Raw genomic sequence first — 18,242 nt, 5'->3', positions numbered from 1 at the left:
TCCGTGAGGCCGCTGGGCGGCAGGTGGAACTGTTCTTGCCGCCGGCGGTGGCGGACCAGGTTGTTGATGCTCTTCATTTCCTGACGCGAACCCGTGGGAAGTTGATGTCGTTGCGCTCGATGATGTTAACCAGCGTCCCGTAGTTCAGGCCCAACTGCTCGGCTACCTGGGCGCGGTGCAGGCCGGTATCGCGCAGGGCGCAGATTTGCTGAACCACCTTCAGTTCCTCGATCCGCTTCAGGTTTCGCTGGATCTGGCGCTGGGCATCGCGCTTGCTGTTGGCCAACTTCTTCCGCTCGGCGCGACGAAACACGAAGTTGCCTTCCCGCGAGGCACGGAATAGGGCCTGCTTGGAAATGCCAGTGGCCTCATGAACCTGCTGGCAGGTCATGGTCTTGGCCATCTCGGCGACCTGGTCGGCGCGGGCTTTCATTTTTTCCTTACGAGGCGATGGCGTTGCCTTCTTGGCAGCTACCTTTGCGGCCGGCGCTGGCTGCGCTTCAGGGCCTTTGCGCGGAGGCAGCGGCCGGTAGGTGAATCCCTCCAGAACGACAAGCTGGCCGCCAGACGCGAAGAAGGCCGCTTGTGCGGCCTCCAGGTCGATTGATTGATTCATGACCACCTCACTTGATGCGGATCGAGCTCTCGCCGCGCTCCAGGTGCGCCCAGGCCGGCTCGGGGATCAGTTCGTGTTCGCAGTCTTCGCCCGCGGCGACGCGCTTGCGGACGGCTTCGTTGTGCTCGCGCAAGGCCTTGAGCTTGGCGGCGATGGCGTTCTTGTCCGGCGCGATCTTGGTCACCACCGACGTCAGCTCATCCGGTACCGCTTGTTCGTTGTCGACAATCACCTTTTCCTTGCCGGTGACCAGGCTGATGGTGAAGAGGGGGCGTTTAATCGACTTGATGTTGGCCGCATCCATGTTCCGACGCAGGTAGTCGGTGATCGCCGTGACGCTATTGGCCTTGATGCGCTTGAGCTCGTTCAGGCGGTCGATCTCGGCGTCGATGGCGCCGATATCACCCTCGATGTTCCGGCGCAGCATGACGATGTTGTCGGCCTTCACTTCGAACTCGCCCTGGATACCGGCCATGGTGTCCTGAATGGCTTGCCTCAGGCCTTCGTCGTCGGTGTCGCACATGGCGGCCAGTTCGGCCATCTGGCCGGTGAGTGCGTAGAGCTGGGTCATGCTGCGGCCTCCTGGGGTTTGCCAGCTTCGAGGTTCTTCAGTTCAAGCGAGATCCGCGCGGCGCCTTTCTCGTCCTTGCGGCCGATGAGTTTGCGCACCGCGTGGTCGTGGATCTTCTTGCGCTCATGCGGCGTGACGGCTTTCTGCATGGTCGTGATCGTGTCCTTGATGAAGTCCAGGCGCTCCTGCTGCTGCCGATCGATCTCGGCTTGCCGATCTTCGGCCAGCTCGATCGCCTGCTCGGCCTGCAGCTGCTGGACGTAGTTCTGGTCGTCGAACATGCCCAGGAACACATCGGCACTGAAGCCCAGCATGGACAGCGCCTTCTTGATGGCGTCAGTCAGCGACTTCTTCGGCGCCTCGCCGTCGGTGGTCATGCCGTAGTTGGTCTTGTACTGGTACCGCGTGCAGCCGTACTGCTCGATCTCGCCGCGCTGGCCGTCCTGCATGAACCAGAGGCAGATCTTGACGGTGTGGCCGATCTCGCGGCCAATGCAGGCGCGCTTGTCGCCTTCACCGGCGTAGATCTCGTGGCCTTCGTCGAAACGCTCTTCGATGATCTTCCATCCCCAGCCGATGCCGACCGGGCCAAACAGCTCGGTGGCTTTCATGACCATGGCGGTGCCGTTCAAGCTGGTGATCTGCTGGCCGCCGACCTTGGCGTCCTTGGTGAATCGGGTGTCGGTCGTCTGGACCTTCTCCCAGATGCTCATGTTGGTAGTGGACATTAGAAAACCTCGCGCCAGGCCGGCGCCGTCAGTTGAAATAGGGGAAATGCCAGGTCACCCAGGATTGGAGGTCTCGCCCAGGCCCTGGCTGCGGTGGATGGTTGCGCGCTCTCGCCGCTTACGCTCCCGAAGGGGTACGGTTATCCCCGATGGGGCCCGCCGTGCTCGGGTGCGTGTGATTCAGGAAGTGATGGAGCCAGCCTAGGCGCTCGCAAGCATCCAGGCAGTGCAAATGAAGAGGGTGGTGAAGCTGCCGCGTCAAAAGGCCAAGCGTCGCGCTTGCTGGCGGGTCATGGCCGCACACGGATGGCGATTCGGCGACCTTTCATGGTGACGCCAAGGCTGCGCGTCAGGCTCTGCACCGCCGTATCGCGAGGCAGGCCCACGGCCTCGTTGAACGGAAGACCGAAGCTGATCACTGCAAGGCTTCGCTCGATCTGCTCAAGCTGCTCGTCGATCAGGGATTTAACCGGTGCAGTGGTCATGCAACCTCCTTGCGCCCACCAACAATCTTGTTGAGGCGCCCGCAGTAGTGGTTGAACTCTTCGATGGTGATGCGCTGGTCGGCCAGCATTTCTGTGAGGAGCTTGAGGACCATGGATTGCCAGGACAGGGGTGTCGCTGGGTCGGCCATGGCGTCGAGCTCGTTGTCGATCAGGACATAAGGGCTCATTACGCGTCCTCGGCCTGTGCCAGCACTCCCTCTTTCGCGAAGGGAGTGAGCAGCGTGCGGGCGATCTCCCGCAGCATGGCATCGGGGTTGGCCACGCTCATGATCTCGTCGGCCGCTGTTGCGGCATCACTGGGAACCTTGCAACGCGCCGCCAGGACCAGGCGGCCCAGCACAGAGTTGCTGATCCCAGACAGGCCCAGCTGGCCCATCACGAACTCATCCACCGCCTGGGCGAAACGATCGAAGGTCACGCCCCACTGCCGGAAGTTGCGCTGGAACACGAAGTCGCGGCGCGCCATCAGCTCTGCGATGCCGTCGTCGATCCAGCGCTCCTCCGCCGAGCTTTCGCTCACCGCCGGAGGCAACTGGTTGTCGTACTGCCATTGTGCTGCTCGAAGTGCGCCCATGGCGTCCTCCAGATTGGTTGTGCGGCCGCATTGGCCAGGAGCCAGGCGCGGGTGACCAAACCCACCGTGAAAGGTGGCCTGGCGCCTGCCAATGCGGTCGAAGTGAAGGGAAGGGTTGATGCAGATGCCGGGCGCTACCCCGGCAGCTGGCTTGGCGTGGACCCATCCAGCGGCGCAATTCGTATAACCTCGGAGCGAGGGAAGGGACGTCCACAGGTACTTCGGTAACCGCGCCCGGAGCTGGGCGCTTCTCTGCATCGGGGTATGATCTGGCAGGAGCCAATCTCTGCATCGACCGGTGTTCGTTCCTCCCGATCTCGCTGGATAGAAGCTGTGCTGCTTGGCGGCAGGATTCAGATCAAACCCCGATGCAGCCTGCGATGGGGAGCAGGGCATCGGGCAGTTAACGTCAGGCTGACGTGGCGCTGGTTGTTCAATCGACGCTGATTTTCCCGCTGCCAGGTTTCGCGATGGTCTTGAGCATCTCGCGCTGCAGCTCGCCGATCGCCCAGGCCGCAGCCATCACTGCAACTTCACGGCACATCGCTCCTCTCACGTCGAAACCCTCAACGCTGATGCCTTCTTTGGTGATGGTCACGCGCCCGGTTTTGCGGATCTTCATCTCATCGTCAGTTGCGTACATGGCTTTCTCCAGTGGATTCCCAAAGCACCCGGTCGCCCAGGTGCTTCAGTGAATCGTTCTGTCCCATTACCGCCGGGATGGCGGGGCGCATTGCATGCCCGGGTCGTTCACTCAGTTCAGGCGTTTCACCTTCGTCAGCCGTACAGGGTGATCCCTGTCGTGGGCAGCCTTTCGGGGCTGTCTGGCGCCGGTCGCCGGCAGAGGCAATGCGGTCTGTTGGTTGTTGCGCTGGTTGTTAAAGAGCGGCGGCCGGTGAGGGCCTCTGCAGTCCCTGGTGAGTGACTGCTTGAGATGAACGATAAGCCAATGCCTAATTCTTGTAAATAGGTAATGCCTAATTTTTTCATGGTTGCCTAATCTCATCGTTGGGCTTGCATCGCGCGATGGCTCATGTAAGCTCCGCCTAATGCTGGATGGATATACAGTTAGCGGAGGAAGGAATGGCCAAGCATAAGAAGTTGGCGCCGCAGGCGCGCCAGGAAATTACCGGACTGGAACGCCTGGGCCTGCGGGTTTCGTCGATGATCAATCACCCAATCGCGCAGGCTCAGCGATGGGTTACGATTCATCGCCTGGACACGGATGGCGATATGGAGTGGGAAGAGGTGATGGGTCTGCTGGCAGAGACGCCAGAGATCGATCTGACTTTCAACGACGATGAGAGCGTGACTGTCAGATGGGAGCAGCCGAGCGCCGAGGATCGCGACGACTTGATCATCGAGAAGGATTGGGAGGAGGAGAAGCTGGAGGAGGAGGCGCCTTTCTGACAGACAAAAAAAAGCCCGCTGTTTAGCGGGCTTTCATAATTGTCAAATTATCGTCATACCTTCTGGAGGTTGCGAGATTTGTAATCCACTGCACTCAATTTCTTCACCATCAGCCACTACCGTCACATGAATTTTAGTGGGGCCTGACAGGTGAAGAGGGGACAAGACCACGACGGCCTTCGCCTCAATAACTTTAGGGACTTCAATCAGGCCTACGTTCTGACGCATTTCCGTGATCTGGGCTTCATCCAGAGAAATATCGAAAATGACATTTCCATCCATGGTGCCTTTAAAGCTTACCGATTGAAAAAGCTTATCGGCAGGCGTACTGACGGTTATCACTGCACATAGCTTAGGCAGCACGCTAGGGAACGTTTGGAGGTACATCAGGGAGCCAAAAATCCCCATCATGGAGATCTTATTGTTGATCTCATTTCTGATGTCGTCACAGAACACTGAGTAAGCAAAGCGTGTCATTTTTTGGCCTTCAATTCGTAGGCTTTTTCTTGCCTGTCTAGAATTTCTTCGAGCTTGTCCGCTGAAATACCGAGCACCTCACGAAGCTTTTTACAAGTCGAGCGTTGAGGGTCTGTATTTCCTTTCTCCAGTCGCGCTACTTGTGCTTGGGTAGTCCCAAGCAGGGCAGCGAATTGGGTTTGGTTGAGGTTTCTCTTGAGCCTGAGTGTTCGAAGAGTGTCACCTTCCTCGACAAGAACCTCTTTAGCGACCCATTCCCTAGCTTCAGCCATGCCGGCTCTATGCTCTGCACTAGCGTCAAGCTTTGCAATGAGCTTGGAAAAAGCAGTGTTCTTTTTGGCAAGGGGCACGGGCATGACCGCAGTCTCAAACTGGATCACAACTCCTCGCGTTAGAGATCCTGAAGCGTCACCAACCGTCTGCTTCAAGGCGCTTGTAAGCTGAATAGACGCGCTGTGTGACAGGGTGGCTAGGGTCATAATTGAACGCTCTCTCGACGACGGCTAGTACAAAATAAAGATCTTTAGCAGGGATAAATGCATAAATAACCCTGTACTCGTGCCCTAATCGAGACAACTCAAAATCCCTGAGTCGCCAGATGTTAAGGCCCTTGCGGTACAGGTTCAGCCATTTGGCTACGCTCATTGACGCGCCTTGCTCTGGTGCGTGCGGCTGGCCACCGTAATGATCCCATGACAATTTTTCCATGAGGTCCTGGCTGCCAGCGATCTCCTCAAGCAAGGCTACCAAACGGTATCCCGCTGCTGGCTCCTTCTCCAAAATGACTTCCACGTCCCCGGTGGCTTCGTCACCTACTATGAGCTCGTACAATATATCACCCTTGGTATATTTTCAAGGCGAAACGAATTTTGAAGCTCTCGCTGAGCCGTTGGGATGGAGCCATTTCGGCCTGCCATCGCCCCTCAAGACCATAAAAATTACGTGTCACTTTACCCCGTTTGGGTGATGGCAAAGCACCACGGTCTCGCGCTCTAATCTTTCCTAGCTCTCAAACCAAATGCGCGTTCCAAACCAGCAGCACCCGTGCCTGGATGTAGGTCATGTCCCGCCGGATCAGCCGATCCTTGTGCCTCGGGTTGTCCGAAATCATTTCGTAGTGCTCCTCATCAGCCACCTGCAGGCGCTTGATGTAGAGCAGGTCATCCCAGACGAAGAGGTATACCCCGTCGCCCACGAACTCGCGAACGTTGATGTTCACGATCAGCGGATCACGGTGCTTGATGGTGGGCTCCATCGACTGGCCCCAGCCGGTGACCACCTTCAGGTGGAAGTGCTCTTCGAATTCAACGCCAAGCTCCCGTAGATGGCTAGGGCTTACGCGAATGTCCTTAAGCATTTCCGGGTAGTCGTGCGTGGCCTGGCCATTGCCCATGGCCCCGCGAACATCGTAGTGAGCAATCCGAACCTCATCCCCTACGAGACCCGGGCGGGAGTAGGCCGCGGCGATTACGTTGTCCTGATCCGAAGCTTCGGCAGCGGCCATCAGCTGCGCGCGAGCACTTTCCGGCAGGTTCTTACCCTGCTTGGCGAGCATGTTGCGAACGATATCCGCAGCCGAGGTGGGCGCTGGCTCTTCAACCGAGACTGAGGCGACGTCCGGCAGGCTCTCGTAGGTAAAGCCTGGGCGCAGCCCCCAATGCTCGGGGCCTACAACGTCAGCAAAGTAGGCGATGACGTCCATCAGCTTCGACTTGTCGATCCGACCGTTTTTCACCCAGCCCTGAACCGACGGAGGCTTCACCTGGAAGTCGTCTGCGAGTTGTTTCTTCGATACGCCCTTGGCGATCCGCGCTGCATCAATGGCTGCGCCTAATTCTGGTCCGGTAAGCATTGCCTAATTAGGCCTATGGGGGCGTTGATTAGGCAATGGCTTGTACGAAATAAGGTAATGCCTTATATTCATCGGTAAATCTCCAGGAGAGAACTCATGAAATCAGCAGAAGCAGCCAAAGAAGCATCCCGCTTGCTGGGCAGCCAGGCGGAAATGGCGCGCCGGCTGAATGTTGCGGCTCCAACCGTCAACCAATGGTGTTCCGGAGAGCGCGCAGTCCCAGCCAAGCGCGCGCTGCAGATCGAAGCGCTCACGAACGGAGTGGTAGGGCGTGCAGATCTTTGCCCGTCGTTCCCGTGGACTCAGGCGGACAACCAGTCCAGCCATTCTCTTTCCGCCGCATAACCAATTTCATAGCCGCAAGGAGCCACACCAGCATGTACACAGACCCCAGCCAGAAGCGCGACATTCCGGTCAAGGTTCGTTTCGAGCCAGTCCTTGACCGAATCCTTCGGAAGGCTGCGAGCAGGACCCGCATGCAGCACGCCACGTATCTGTACGAAATCATCGAGTGGGCCGTCGAGAACGGCGTGATCGAGGAGCTGATGCAGCCCAAGAAACAAGATATCGCGGGCTGAGGCCCCTCTGGAGGGCCGAATGTTTTTTGAAATGAGCAAGCTACCGCCTGATGCCAGACGACGGATCGAGGCCCTGATGAGGGCCAATGAATGGACCCTCGAAAAAGCGCTGAACGAGATGGCGCTGGAAGCCGTCTCGGCTGGAGCTACATCCGCCGTCGGGCGAAGGAAAGCCAAGGTGCTACAGCTGGTGCCCCTGAAAAGGGCCTCAGAGAGAGACTCTTCAGGGTAGGGCAGAGCCCCTCTCTGAATTACAGGCACAAAAAAGCCGGGATTGCGCCCCGGCTCTCTGCAACATCACATAACTGGGACCAATTATGCATATGCAGACCCAAAGTGTACAGACCTTCAGCCGGCCCGCGCCACAAAATGCGAACCACGATTCTGTGGCGCGCATGTCGTCGCGGGAGATTGCCGAGGTCACCCAAAAACGTCACGACAATGTGTGGCGGACCATCGAATCCCTTCATGCCAAAGGCCTGATCGGACTCCCTCAATTTGAGGAAGTCCCTAATCCGGGCCCTGGGCCGCTTTGCATCAAGCAGTACCTGATCGGCAAGCGCGACAGCTTTGTTGTCGTCGCCCAGCTGTCGCCCGAGTTCACCGCCGCACTGGTGGACCGATGGCAGCAGCTGGAGGCCCAGGTAGCGAAGCCGATGCCCGCCGACCTGAGCAAGCTGGAAATCCTCCAGATGGCCCTTGAGTCGGAGAAAGCCCGCGTACTGCTCACCGTCCAGGTCGAGGCCCAGGCCAAGAAGATCGACCACCTGGAGAACCTGTTCAAGGAAGGCATGAGCCACGTGCAGTTCTGCAAGGGCCTCAATGGGGTCAACGTGATGCAGGTTGGACACTTCCTTGAGCGCCGAAACTGGCTCTACAACGAGAGCAAGTCCGGTACCCGGTACCGTGTGGCCGCCTACGCCCGCGACAAGTACATGACCGAGCACCAGCAGGAGATCACTCCGCACGGGCGCGACGCGTTCATCAGCTACACGCCGATCCTGCTGCGCAAGGGCGCCGTGCGCCTGTACGAGCTCTACCTGGCCGGCGAGCTGCCCATGAAGAAGAACTGGGACGGCCTGCACACCCACGACAAGGCCGTGCGAGGTGCAGCGTGAGCGTCCAGTCCATGGCATGGGCCCTGGAGCAGCGCGACATCGTAGACGCCACTGCGCGCTATGTGCTGCTGGTCCTGGCCAACTATGCCGACAAGAACGGCCGAGGGGCTTTTCCGTCCTCCGCAAGCATCAGCGATGACACCGGCCTATCCATCCGCACGGTGAAGTACAAGCTCGACCACCTGCTTGAGATCGGCGTGATTCGCCTTGGGAATCAGGCGATTGCCGGTGCCTACATCGACCGTCACGACCGTCGCCCGACCGTCTATGACCTGTGCGTAGAACGGGGTGCAACAGCTGCACCCGGTTCTGAACGGGGTGCAAATGACGACGCAACGGGGTGCAGCTCACGACAGAACGGGGTGCAAACCACGACAGAACGGGGTGCAACAGCTGCACCCAATCCATCAATAAACCATCAAGGAACCATCAAAGAACCGAAGGGCCCAGTCGCTGACGCTCCTGCGGCACCGAAGAAGGCTCAGAAGTTCGACCCGATGACCTGCAAGCCCACCAACGTGAGCGAGCAGACCTGGGCCGACTGGTGCCAGCACCGCCGCGAGATCGGCAAGCGCCTGACCAAGACGACTTGTGAGCGTCAAGCCAAGACCCTGGCCGGCCACCACGCGCCCGACGCTGTGATCAACCAATCGATCAGCAACGGCTGGACCGGCCTGTTTCCGGAGAAGGTGTTACCTGGTGCCCAGCAGGGCCATCTGCGCCGCACCGGTCCCGACTTCAACGACACCAGCTGGGCTGATGACCTGGGGGACCTATGAACGCACAACCAAAACTGCGCAGCGTCACGCAGATCATGGCGGCGACCAAGAACGCTCCCGCCGAGGTGCAGGCCCCGGCCAAGCAACTGGATCAGCGCACGACCAAGGTGGTCAACGCATTGTTTCTAGAGCTGCAGGCTATCTTCCCGGCGTGGAAGCAGGCCTGGCCTGATGACGACGCTCTGATGGCCGCCAAGCGCAGCTGGATCAAGTCCTTTGCCGCGGCCGGCATCAACACCCTGGAGCAGATCCGCTTCGGCATCCAAAAATGCCGGTTGCTGGGTACCGACTTCGCCCCGAGCAGCGGCAAGTTCATCAAGCTGTGCCAGCCGACCCCGGAAGAGATGGGCATTCCGCCGCTTGCGCGGGCCCTGGCAGAGGCGCTGGAGAACTTCCACCCCAGCCGGGCAGGTTCCCGCGCCTGGTCGCACGCAGCGGTGCGCCACGCGGCTCTGCAGTGTGAGGCGCAGAACCTGGGGGCGATGGAGGTAGAACGGGCCGAGAAGGTCTTCGCCCGGGCCTACGACATCACCATCCGCATGCTGGTCGCCGGCGAGCCCCTGGGCGATATCGCTGCCGGGATCGGCCATGACAGCCAGAAGAGCCAGGCCCAGCTGGCTGACGAGTACGCCAGCCAACGCCAGGCCCGGCTGCTGGACCTCCAGCAGATTCCATCCAGCGCCGCCGCATGCCGTGCACACCTGCTGGCCAAGTTAAACATCAAGCGCGCCGGGCAGCCGGCCGGGGAGGGGGTGTGACTGAGTTCCTGATGCGAAGTATGGGCGACGTCAGCGCGCTGCTGGGGCGCCTGCAGGCCCAGGACTTCACCAAGCCCAAGCTAATCGTTATCCGCGACGAGAAGCGCCCCGATGTCTGCAACCGAAAGATGTGGGCCATGCTCCGCGACGTCTCCCAGCAGGTGGAGTGGTACGGCCGCAAGCTCACCGACGAAGACTGGAAGCACATCTTCAGCGCCGCGGTGCAGAAGCAGGACGCAGTGCCTGGCATCGACGGTGGATTCGTCGTCCTGGGCGTCTCGACCCGTAAGCAGTCGCAGAAGTGGTTCAGCGATCTATTCGAAGTGATGCATGCCTTCGGCGCCGAGCATGGCGTGCGCTGGACTGAGCCGGATCGGTGGGGAGGGCAGTACTGATGCGAGTCGTGTCCAAGAGGGTGCGCGAGAGCGCCCGCGGCCAGGACTGCACCGTGCGCATCCCTGGCATCTGCAATTTCAACCCCGACACCACCGTGCTGGCGCACCTGCCGTGCGGGCAGAAGGGCATGGGTATGAAGGGCTTCGACACCGTGGCGGTATACGCCTGCAGCGCCTGCCACGACGTTCTCGACGGGCGCGGGAAGGGCGAGGTGGACTGGTCCGACATGCCTCGAGCAATCGCTGAGACTCATGAGGCCCTGATCCGGGCCGGCATTTTGACCGTGAAGGGGGCCGCATGACGGAACTGACTCTACCGTGGCCACCGGCCGCATGCAGCCCGAATGCCCGGGTGCACTGGACCGGAAAGAGCAAGGCGGCCAAATCCTACCGAGCAGCTTGCCACCTGCTGGCGAAGCAGGCCGGCATCCAGGCACCGGAGGGTGACGCCCTGCTCCTGCTCGAGTTCGTGCCGCCGGATCGCCGCCGGCGCGACGACGACAACCTGCTGGCGATGTTCAAGGCGGGCCGTGACGGCCTGGCAGATGCCCTGGGCATCGATGACAGCGTGTTCGCCACCCAGATCAGGGTGAGCAAGGAAACGACCAAGGGCGGCGCCGTGCGCGTCCGTATCGAGGAGCAGAAGGGGGCAGCAGCATGAACTGGACACCAACCGACAGCGGCCAGCTGCTCATCCTGGCCATGATCATCTTCGGCGGGTATGCGCTCGCACGCGCTGCGGCCATCAAGGCCAAGCGCAAGCGCGAGGAGGGCGGCCCATGCAACTGAACTCAGCACGAGCCGCTTGGCACGATTGCCTCTACACCCCGAGGGACAGCCAGGGTGCAGTCATGCAGGAGATGGGGCTGCTGGGTCGCATGATCCAGAAGACCGACAAGCAACGGAAGTCAGGCCACCAGGCTCACCAGGCCATCGCCGGCCGCATCCAGCAGGCCATCGACACGCTGCCGGCCTATCTGAAGGCGTTCGGCAACCACATGTACAGCCCGATGGCTACGGCTGACGATGCTGATGACGCGCACCAGGCTGTGTTCTGCGTGGCCTATGCCGCCGGCCCACGCATGTACGCCAAGAAGTTCGAGAAGGCGCGCCTGGTCGCCCTGGGCGTTCTCTACCGGTACCGCCGCATGCACCAGGGCGGGCAAAGCGAAGGGCAGGACCCGTGCCCGACACCTGAAGGGTTCCGCGAGTGGCTATTGCGCACGCTGGACTTGGAGTTGAGCAGTGTGGCCTGGGCCCGGGAGTGGGAGGGGTTTATCGACGGTTGCTTCGCAGCCTGCAATGACCTCGACAAAGAGGCGCTGGTGCCTGTGGCAAGGGCGATATCGGTGATGCGAGAGGTAGCATAAAATCGAATCGTTATAACGTATTGACAAAATGCACGGCTGACGGTAACTTTTTCCCATCGTGACAATTTTGCCTTTGGCAAACATCACCAGAAAGCCCGGCCTTAGCGCTGGGCTTTTTCGTTTCTACTCCCCATTCGTTGTGCGCTGCTCCTCGCACTTGCCCGCGCCCTGATGAGGGCCTCAAACGGGCCTTTTCTTCCAGGGACCATCTATGGCCGAACCAGCAAGCACGACTGCCGGCGTCCTGCTGGTGAAGTACGGCGTGATTATTGGTGGCTTCGCAGGAGCGATCCTCTCGCTGACCTTTCTGCGAGGCCTTACCCGGGGGCAGGCGGTTGCCGCCTTCTTCACCGGATTCGCATCAGCAGTTTTCTGCACCCCGCTTGCCATCAGCTACTTCAACCTTGGCACCAGCGGAGAAACCCAATACGGCGTGGCCTTTCTCATAGGCCTACTGGCAATGAACATCATCCCAGTCCTGAAGTCGGTGGTGAGCCAGTTCGGAGCCAAGGGGGCTACCTGATGAGCTCTACCCTGATTTCAGCCCTGGTCGGGGCCAATGCGTTCCTGAGCGTCCTGGTGGTGATCGCGGCCTGTGACTACCTGCGGCGCATACGGCCGGCAGATGAGCCGCTGCTTGCTGCTGCGTTCTACCTGGTTGCCATCGGCGCGTTCGGTTCGTTCGTCCTGGCCATGAGCGGGCATGTGCCGACTCTGTACAGCGTGATCCTCAAGCTTGGCATCGTGCTGTACGCGGTTGCCCGGCGTGGCCATGTGTTCCAGGCGGGATAGCGCGCCACAAAACAGACAAGTGCCATTTTGTGGCGCGCAAAGGATGAGCATGACCGAGAAGCAGACACCAGACTGGGAGCGCATAGAGCAGCTCTACCGGGCCGGCCTGCTGTCGGTGCGCGAGATCGCAACGGCATGCGGTGTTTCTCACACCGCGATCCAGAAGAAGGCAAAGGCCCTAGGCTGGGAGCGTGACCTTCAAGCCAAGATCAAGGCGAAGGCCGATTCGCTGGTTGCCAAAGCGGAGGTTGCCAAAGAAGTTGCCACGGAAACCCTGGCAACCGAACGCGGCATCGTCGACGCGAATGCCAAGGTAATTGCCGACATCCGCATAGGGCACCGGACGGACATTGGCCGCTACCGTAGGCTGGCAAACAAGCTGCTGGAAGAGCTGGAAGGCCTGACCGATAACCGCGACCTCTTCAGTCAGCTGGGCGAGCTTCTGCTGAGCCCGGACGACAACGGCGTGGATCGACTTAACGACCTGTACCGCAAGGTGATCGACCTGCCGAACCGCACCAAAGTGATGAAGGAACTGGGCGAAACGCTCAAGAACCTGATCACCCTTGAGCGTCAAGCCTATGGCCTCACCGGCGATGATGCCGGAGGCCCTGCGACTCCAGCCGACGATGCATTCCCAACTGACCCGGTGGAGGCGGCCAAGGCCTACCAGAAACTGATGGGCTGAAGCCATGCCGATTCCATTCCCGTTCGACTTCCGCAATCCGGACTACGGGCAGGTGTTCGAATGGCGCGCCGAGCGGCTGCAGCGGATTAGGAAGGCGCCTGGCGCTGTTCCGGCCATGAAGGCGTTCTACCGCGACAACCCAGCCCAGTTCATCATCGACTGGGGCATGACGTTCGATCCCCGCAACGTTGAGCGCGGCCTGCCGGCCAGCATCCCATTCCTGCTGTTCCCGAAGCAGGAGGAGTGGGTCGAGTGGTTCATCGAGCGCTGGAAGAACCAAGAGCCCGGCATCACCGAGAAGACTCGCGACATGGGGATGTCCTGGCTGACTGTCGGCCTGGCCAATTCGGTATGCCTGTTCCATCACGGCGTGGTGGTGGGCTTCGGCTCGCGCAAGGAAGAGTACGTCGACAAGATCGGCTCTCCCAAGAGCCTGTTCTGGAAGGCGCGCGAGTTTATGCGCCTGCTGCCGAGCGAGTTCCGTGGCGGGTGGGAATCGAACAAGCACGCCCCGCACATGCGCATCATGTTCCCCGGTACCGACTCGGTCATCACCGGCGAGTCTGGCGACGGCATCGGCCGGGGCGACCGCAGCAGCTTCTACATTGTCGACGAGGCAGCGTTTCTTGAGCGCCCACAGCTCGTCGATGCGTCATTGTCGGCAACCACCAACTGCCGGCAAGACATCTCAACACCAAACGGCATGGGCAACCCGTTCGCCCAGCGCCGGCACGGAGGCAAGATCAAGGTCTTCACCTTCCACTGGCGTGACGACCCGCGGAAGGACGACGCTTGGTACGCCAAGCAGGTCAACGACCTGGATCCGGTGGTGGTGGCGCAAGAGATCGACATCAACTACTCGGCTTCGGTCGAGGGTGTCGTTATCCCGTCCGCCTGGGTGCAGGCCGCCATCGGCGCCCACATCAAGCTCGACATCGAGCCTACCGGCATGCGCCGGGGGGCAATGGACGTGGCAGACGAGGGCGTCGACAAGAACGCCTTCGCCGGCCGCTATGGCTTCCTGCTGGAGCACCTTGAGTCGTGGTCCGGTAAGGGCGGCGACATCTACGGATCAGTGGTCAAGGCCTTCGCCATCTGTGATGAGATGGGCTACGAGGGCTTCGATTACGACGCCGACGGCCTCGGTGCTGGTGTGCGGGGTGACGCCCGCGTCATCAACGAGGCCCGGCATGAGGTCGGTAAGCGCCGCGTCGATGACTCGCCATTCCGTGGCTCTGGCCCTGTCTTCGACCCTGAGGGCGAGATGGTCAAGGAGCGCAAGAACAAGGACTACTTCGCGAACGCCAAGGCCCAGGCCTGGTGGGCGCTGCGCCTGCGCTTCCAGGCAACCTACCGGGCCGTGGTTGAGGGCATGGAGATCGACCCAGACGAGATCATCAGTATCTCGCCCGACTTGGCCGAGCTCTCGCTGCTGACCATGGAGCTATCCCAGCCGACGTACACCATCAACCAGGTGGGCAAGATCGTTATCGACAAGGCCCCTGAGGGCACCAAATCGCCGAACCATGCTGACGCAGTGATGATCTGCTACCAGCCGGCTACCCGAGCACTGGACATCTGGAACAGGTTGGCAGGATGAGCAAACGACATCAGACCAAGGCGCGAGCCGCGAAGGTTATCGCCGCGACCGATGCCGCCCGCAAGTCCTTCATGACTGGCGACAGCTTCGAGAACTTCGCTGCGCGCGTCGGGCTCCAGGCGAACAACCAGAACGCCGCGTCGCACTACACCTTCGACCTGGTCAGCCGCAACCGCATCCAGATGGAGGCGGTGTATCGCTCCAGCTGGATCGCTGGCATGGCGGTGGACCTGGTTGCCCAGGACATGACCCGCTCCGGCATCGAGCTGGTATCGGACATGGAGCCAGAAGAGAAGGACAAGCTGAATCAGGCCATGGAACGCCTGCAGATCTGGAACAGCCTCTGTGACAACGTGAAATGGTCCCGGCTCTACGGCGGCTCGATTGCCGTGATGCTGATCGACGGCCAGAACGTCAGCACTCCGCTCAAGCTGGATTCGATTGCGCAGGGTCAGTTCAAGGGCCTGCTGGTTCTCGATCGCTGGCTGATTCAGCCGTCGCTGGAGAATCTGGTGACCGAATACGGCCCGCACCTGGGCAAGCCTAAGTTTTACACCGTGCTCGCCGATGCGCAGGCCCTGGTCAACCAGAAGATTCACTATTCCCGGGTGATCCGCCTGGAAGGTGTGCAGCTCCCATACTGGCAGCGCATCGCCGAGAACGGCTGGGGCCAGTCGGTGCTGGAACGCCTGTGGGACCGCCTTATTGCGTTCGACAGCACCAGCTCAGGCACTGCTCAGCTGGTCTACAAAGCCCACTTGCGCACCTACAAGGTCGAGAAGCTCCGCGAGCTGATTGCCATGGGCGGCAAGGCGTTCGAGGCCTTCGTGAAGCAGATGGAGATGATCCGCCTGTACCAGTCGAACGAAGGCATGACCATCATGGATGCCTCGGACGAGTTCGAATCGCACCAGTACAGCTTCTCCGGCCTGGCCGAGGTGCTGCTGAGCTTTGGCGAGCAGATCTCGGGCGCGCTGCAGATCCCGCTGGTTCGTCTGTTCGGCCAGTCCCCGGGCGGTATGAACAGCTCCGGCGACAGCGACCTGCGCACCTACTACGACAACGTGGCCGCCTGGCAGGACCGCGACCTGCGCCCCGGTGTGACCACGCTGCTGGATGTCGTGTGCCGCTCCGTCCTGGGCAAGCCTATGGAAGACGGCTGGGACTTCAAGTTCAACCCGCTCTGGCAGCTCACCGACACCGAGAAGGCCGAGATAGGCGCCAAGGACAGCAACTCCGTGGTTCAGGTCTACGACGCCGGCATCGTCAGCCGCGCGACAGCGCTGAAGGAGCTGCGCCAGTCCAGCCAGACCACCGGCCTCTGGTCGAACATCACTGACGAGGACATCAAGGAAGCGGATAACGACCCGCCACCTGGTGTTGAAGGGCTGGAGTTGCCGAATGCGAACCCTGGACAAAAAGAAGCGCCGAAACCCGGTGAGGATGAGTCGGGCGGAGCGTGAGTACCAGCGCAGCCTGACGCAGGTGGCCAAGCAGGTTGGCGCGATCATCAACGGCTTCCCGCCTGGTGATCCCGCCGCCGACCCGACCATCACGCAGATCCTGCGCCGCTATTCCGACCTGCTGAATGACTGGGCTGTGTCCACGGCCAGCAAGATGATCGCCGACGTCAACCAGGAAGACCGCAAGGCCTGGGCGCAGAGATCGCAGGAGATGTCCAAGGCGCTGCGCGACGAGATCCTGAATGCCAACACCGGCGAGGCGATGCGCGGCCTGCTGGCCGAGCAGGTGACGCTCATCAAGAGCATCCCCACCGAGGCCGCACAGCGGGTGCACGACCTTACCCTAAAGGGAATCGAGGACGGCACCCGGGCAAACGAGATCGCCAAGGAGATCAGGCGGTCGGGTGAGGTGGCTGAAAGTCGCGCGCAGCTGATCGCTCGGACTGAGGTATCCCGCACTGCTTCCACCCTCACCGAGGCCCGCGCCAAGGCGACCGGCAGCACGGGCTACATCTGGCGCACGTCCCATGACGGCGACGTCAGGTCCTCGCACAAGGCGATGGAGGGCAAGTTCGTGCCTTGGAGCGATCCGCCAACGCTCGACAAATTGACCGGCCACGCCGGGTGCCTACCCAATTGCAGGTGCTGGCCTGAGCCAGTCATTCCAGAGTGACAACCATGAAAGCACGTACCCAGGACGAGGCCGGGCGCTGGTTCGCGCCTGAGCGCTTGAGCGCGCGGCAGAGCATGACCCCCGAAGGCTTCCTTCTGTGCGAGGCCGTACCCATCGCCCGGATCGGCACGCTGCTCTACGACGAGAGCGAGCTAGTCAACGATGAGGGGCCACTGATCCAAGGCGGGGCCGGTGGCCTGGTCACCATTGAGCGCAATGCTGACGAGGTGTTTCGCATCGAAACCATCGCCAGCTTCGAGGGCAAGCCGGTCACCCTGGCCCACCCTGAAGATTTCGTGAACCCCGGCAACTGGCGCGAGCTGAGCATGGGGATCACCCAGAACGTGCGCCGAGGCGACGGGGTCGAGAACGACCTGATGCTGGCTGACCTGCTGATCACCGACGCCCAGGCCATCGAAGACGTCCGCAACGGCCTGCGGCAGGTGTCCTGCGGCTATGACGCCGAATACGAACAACTGGCAGTCGGTCGCGGCCGCCAGACCAACATCGTGGGCAACCACGTAGCACTGGTAGAGCGCGGCCGCTGTGGCCCGCGATGCGCAATCGGAGACTCCGACACCATGAGCAAGAAAAAGCAGCTGAGCTTCGCCGATCGCCTCCGTCGGGCGTTCATGTCCAAGGATGCTGAAGCAGCCGAGGCCCTGGCCAAGGAAGCGGAAACCGCAGACGAGGAAGAGGAAGAAGAGGACAAGGGCAAAGCCAAGACCGGTGACGCCGCGACCCTCGACGCCATCCTCAGGGCGGTCAATGCCCTTGGCGCCCGTGTCGGCGACATGGAAGGCAAGATGGACGAGCTGACCAAGGACGACGACGAGGAAGAGACCGAGACCACCGATACCGTCCTGGAAGCCGAGCCGGCAGCTTCGAACCCAGGAGCCACCGGCACCACCTATACCGGCGACGCTGCCCTTCTGACCGACCTGCGTTCCCGCGCCGAGATCCTCGCTCCGGGCATCACCTTCGCTACCCGCGACGCCAAGGTGAAGACCTCCGATCACATCTGCGCCTGCCAGCGCCAAGCCCTTGGCAAGGCCATGGATACCGAAGGCGGCAAGGCCATCGTCGAGCCGTTCCTAATGGGGCGCGCGCTAGACAAGATGACCGCTGACCAGGTGTCTGCCGCGTTCACCGGTGCCAGTGAGCTGGCCAAGCGCAGCAACAACAACCAGGGCGTCCGCACCTCGACCACCACCAAGGACTTCGGCCGCACGCGGTCGATCAACGACATCAACGCCGCCAACAAGGCCTTCTGGAACAAGTAAGGGGATCCCCG

General features: G+C 61.0%; 29 protein-coding genes. 18 read left to right on the top strand and 11 right to left on the bottom strand.

Annotated elements, in window-relative coordinates; genetic code table 11:
- Positions 1-73 precede the first annotated feature (73 nt).
- The 7 genes from ACOKS3_RS19250 to ACOKS3_RS19220 form a co-directional block, all read right to left on the bottom strand.
- On the bottom strand, positions 74-616 hold the full coding sequence (locus ACOKS3_RS19250; protein ID WP_422763883.1) for a hypothetical protein: 543 nt from the start codon (positions 614-616) through the stop codon (positions 74-76).
- 7 nt (positions 617-623) lie between these two features.
- Positions 624-1,187: a siphovirus Gp157 family protein gene (locus ACOKS3_RS19245; RefSeq protein ID WP_422763882.1), complete on the bottom strand. Its 564-nt coding sequence runs from the start codon at positions 1,185-1,187 to the stop codon at positions 624-626.
- Positions 1,184-1,915, bottom strand: a complete 732-nt coding sequence (locus tag ACOKS3_RS19240) for a hypothetical protein (protein ID WP_422763881.1) — start codon at positions 1,913-1,915, stop codon at positions 1,184-1,186. Before ACOKS3_RS19240 ends, ACOKS3_RS19245 begins: the two co-directional genes overlap by 4 nt.
- 290 nt (positions 1,916-2,205) lie before the next feature.
- Positions 2,206-2,400, bottom strand: coding sequence for a hypothetical protein (locus tag ACOKS3_RS19235; RefSeq protein ID WP_422763880.1), 195 nt, complete (start codon positions 2,398-2,400; stop codon positions 2,206-2,208).
- On the bottom strand, positions 2,397-2,588 hold the full coding sequence (locus tag ACOKS3_RS19230; RefSeq protein WP_422763879.1) for a hypothetical protein: 192 nt from the start codon (positions 2,586-2,588) through the stop codon (positions 2,397-2,399). Before ACOKS3_RS19230 ends, ACOKS3_RS19235 begins: the two co-directional genes overlap by 4 nt.
- A complete protein-coding gene (locus tag ACOKS3_RS19225; protein WP_422763878.1) occupies positions 2,588-2,995 on the bottom strand; it encodes a hypothetical protein in 408 nt (135 codons plus the stop codon). The genes ACOKS3_RS19230 and ACOKS3_RS19225 overlap by 1 nt, the downstream gene beginning before the upstream one ends.
- 433 nt (positions 2,996-3,428) lie before the next feature.
- On the bottom strand, positions 3,429-3,638 hold the full coding sequence (locus ACOKS3_RS19220; protein ID WP_422763877.1) for a hypothetical protein: 210 nt from the start codon (positions 3,636-3,638) through the stop codon (positions 3,429-3,431).
- 440 nt (positions 3,639-4,078) lie between these two features.
- On the opposite strand from ACOKS3_RS19220, the gene ACOKS3_RS19215 reads away from it, so the two are divergent.
- On the top strand, positions 4,079-4,405 hold the full coding sequence (locus ACOKS3_RS19215) for a DUF1654 domain-containing protein (protein WP_422763876.1): 327 nt from the start codon (positions 4,079-4,081) through the stop codon (positions 4,403-4,405).
- A 42-nt stretch (positions 4,406-4,447) separates the two neighbouring features.
- Here ACOKS3_RS19215 and ACOKS3_RS19210 read toward each other — a convergent pair whose 3' ends face one another.
- The 4 genes from ACOKS3_RS19210 to ACOKS3_RS19195 all read right to left on the bottom strand — a co-directional run bounded on the left by ACOKS3_RS19210 (position 4,448) and on the right by ACOKS3_RS19195 (position 6,734).
- Positions 4,448-4,882 carry a DUF6941 family protein gene (locus tag ACOKS3_RS19210; RefSeq protein WP_422763875.1) on the bottom strand — a complete coding sequence of 145 codons (435 nt, stop codon included), beginning with the start codon at positions 4,880-4,882 and terminating at the stop codon, positions 4,448-4,450.
- Positions 4,879-5,238: a helix-turn-helix domain-containing protein gene (locus tag ACOKS3_RS19205; protein WP_422763874.1), complete on the bottom strand. Its 360-nt coding sequence runs from the start codon at positions 5,236-5,238 to the stop codon at positions 4,879-4,881. Before ACOKS3_RS19205 ends, ACOKS3_RS19210 begins: the two co-directional genes overlap by 4 nt.
- Positions 5,239-5,290: 52 nt before the next feature.
- Entirely contained in the window at positions 5,291-5,674 is a 384-nt protein-coding gene (locus ACOKS3_RS19200) for a hypothetical protein (RefSeq protein WP_422763873.1), read from the bottom strand.
- Between the two features lie 217 nt (positions 5,675-5,891).
- Positions 5,892-6,734 (bottom strand): S24 family peptidase, encoded by an 843-nt coding sequence (locus tag ACOKS3_RS19195; protein WP_422763872.1) that lies wholly within the window; start codon positions 6,732-6,734, stop codon positions 5,892-5,894.
- Positions 6,735-6,830: 96 nt separating this feature from the next.
- Between ACOKS3_RS19195 and ACOKS3_RS19190 the strand changes: the two genes are divergently transcribed.
- The 17 genes from ACOKS3_RS19190 to ACOKS3_RS19110 all read left to right on the top strand — a co-directional run bounded on the left by ACOKS3_RS19190 (position 6,831) and on the right by ACOKS3_RS19110 (position 18,231).
- Positions 6,831-7,079 (top strand): transcriptional regulator, encoded by a 249-nt coding sequence (locus tag ACOKS3_RS19190; RefSeq protein WP_422763871.1) that lies wholly within the window; start codon positions 6,831-6,833, stop codon positions 7,077-7,079.
- 32 nt (positions 7,080-7,111) lie between these two features.
- Entirely contained in the window at positions 7,112-7,312 is a 201-nt protein-coding gene (locus ACOKS3_RS19185) for a hypothetical protein (RefSeq protein WP_400642593.1), read from the top strand.
- A gap of 323 nt (positions 7,313-7,635) precedes the next feature.
- Complete coding sequence (locus tag ACOKS3_RS19180) at positions 7,636-8,430, top strand: Rha family transcriptional regulator (RefSeq protein WP_422763870.1); 795 nt, start codon at positions 7,636-7,638, stop codon at positions 8,428-8,430.
- Positions 8,427-9,209, top strand: coding sequence for a helix-turn-helix domain-containing protein (locus ACOKS3_RS19175; RefSeq protein ID WP_422763869.1), 783 nt, complete (start codon positions 8,427-8,429; stop codon positions 9,207-9,209). Before ACOKS3_RS19180 ends, ACOKS3_RS19175 begins: the two co-directional genes overlap by 4 nt.
- Entirely contained in the window at positions 9,206-9,967 is a 762-nt protein-coding gene (locus tag ACOKS3_RS19170) for a replication protein P (protein ID WP_422763868.1), read from the top strand. Before ACOKS3_RS19175 ends, ACOKS3_RS19170 begins: the two co-directional genes overlap by 4 nt.
- A complete protein-coding gene (locus tag ACOKS3_RS19165) occupies positions 9,964-10,362 on the top strand; it encodes a recombination protein NinB (protein WP_137137297.1) in 399 nt (132 codons plus the stop codon). Before ACOKS3_RS19170 ends, ACOKS3_RS19165 begins: the two co-directional genes overlap by 4 nt.
- Positions 10,362-10,664: a nuclease domain-containing protein gene (locus tag ACOKS3_RS19160; RefSeq protein WP_422763867.1), complete on the top strand. Its 303-nt coding sequence runs from the start codon at positions 10,362-10,364 to the stop codon at positions 10,662-10,664. Before ACOKS3_RS19165 ends, ACOKS3_RS19160 begins: the two co-directional genes overlap by 1 nt.
- Positions 10,661-11,023, top strand: coding sequence for a RusA family crossover junction endodeoxyribonuclease (locus ACOKS3_RS19155; protein ID WP_422763866.1), 363 nt, complete (start codon positions 10,661-10,663; stop codon positions 11,021-11,023). Before ACOKS3_RS19160 ends, ACOKS3_RS19155 begins: the two co-directional genes overlap by 4 nt.
- Positions 11,020-11,151 carry a hypothetical protein gene (locus ACOKS3_RS19150; RefSeq protein WP_422763865.1) on the top strand — a complete coding sequence of 44 codons (132 nt, stop codon included), beginning with the start codon at positions 11,020-11,022 and terminating at the stop codon, positions 11,149-11,151. Before ACOKS3_RS19155 ends, ACOKS3_RS19150 begins: the two co-directional genes overlap by 4 nt.
- On the top strand, positions 11,142-11,732 hold the full coding sequence (locus ACOKS3_RS19145) for a hypothetical protein (protein ID WP_422763864.1): 591 nt from the start codon (positions 11,142-11,144) through the stop codon (positions 11,730-11,732). Before ACOKS3_RS19150 ends, ACOKS3_RS19145 begins: the two co-directional genes overlap by 10 nt.
- 211 nt (positions 11,733-11,943) lie before the next feature.
- A complete protein-coding gene (locus ACOKS3_RS19140) occupies positions 11,944-12,255 on the top strand; it encodes a peptidase M48, Ste24p (RefSeq protein WP_250034722.1) in 312 nt (103 codons plus the stop codon).
- On the top strand, positions 12,255-12,524 hold the full coding sequence (locus ACOKS3_RS19135; RefSeq protein WP_422763863.1) for a hypothetical protein: 270 nt from the start codon (positions 12,255-12,257) through the stop codon (positions 12,522-12,524). Before ACOKS3_RS19140 ends, ACOKS3_RS19135 begins: the two co-directional genes overlap by 1 nt.
- 49 nt (positions 12,525-12,573) lie before the next feature.
- On the top strand, positions 12,574-13,212 hold the full coding sequence (locus ACOKS3_RS19130; protein ID WP_422763862.1) for a hypothetical protein: 639 nt from the start codon (positions 12,574-12,576) through the stop codon (positions 13,210-13,212).
- A 4-nt stretch (positions 13,213-13,216) separates the two neighbouring features.
- Positions 13,217-14,812, top strand: coding sequence for a hypothetical protein (locus ACOKS3_RS19125; protein WP_422763861.1), 1,596 nt, complete (start codon positions 13,217-13,219; stop codon positions 14,810-14,812).
- A complete protein-coding gene (locus ACOKS3_RS19120) occupies positions 14,809-16,275 on the top strand; it encodes a DUF1073 domain-containing protein (RefSeq protein WP_422763860.1) in 1,467 nt (488 codons plus the stop codon). The genes ACOKS3_RS19125 and ACOKS3_RS19120 overlap by 4 nt, the downstream gene beginning before the upstream one ends.
- Complete coding sequence (locus tag ACOKS3_RS19115) at positions 16,214-16,948, top strand: phage head morphogenesis protein (protein WP_422763859.1); 735 nt, start codon at positions 16,214-16,216, stop codon at positions 16,946-16,948. Before ACOKS3_RS19120 ends, ACOKS3_RS19115 begins: the two co-directional genes overlap by 62 nt.
- A gap of 5 nt (positions 16,949-16,953) precedes the next feature.
- On the top strand, positions 16,954-18,231 hold the full coding sequence (locus ACOKS3_RS19110; protein WP_422763858.1) for a DUF2213 domain-containing protein: 1,278 nt from the start codon (positions 16,954-16,956) through the stop codon (positions 18,229-18,231).
- Positions 18,232-18,242 lie beyond the last annotated feature (11 nt).

Source organism: Pseudomonas sp. HS6-2 (assembly GCF_049325675.2).
Lineage (GTDB): Bacteria > Pseudomonadota > Gammaproteobacteria > Pseudomonadales > Pseudomonadaceae > Aquipseudomonas > Aquipseudomonas putida_N.
This window is presented reverse-complemented; position numbering and strand designations above follow the sequence as displayed.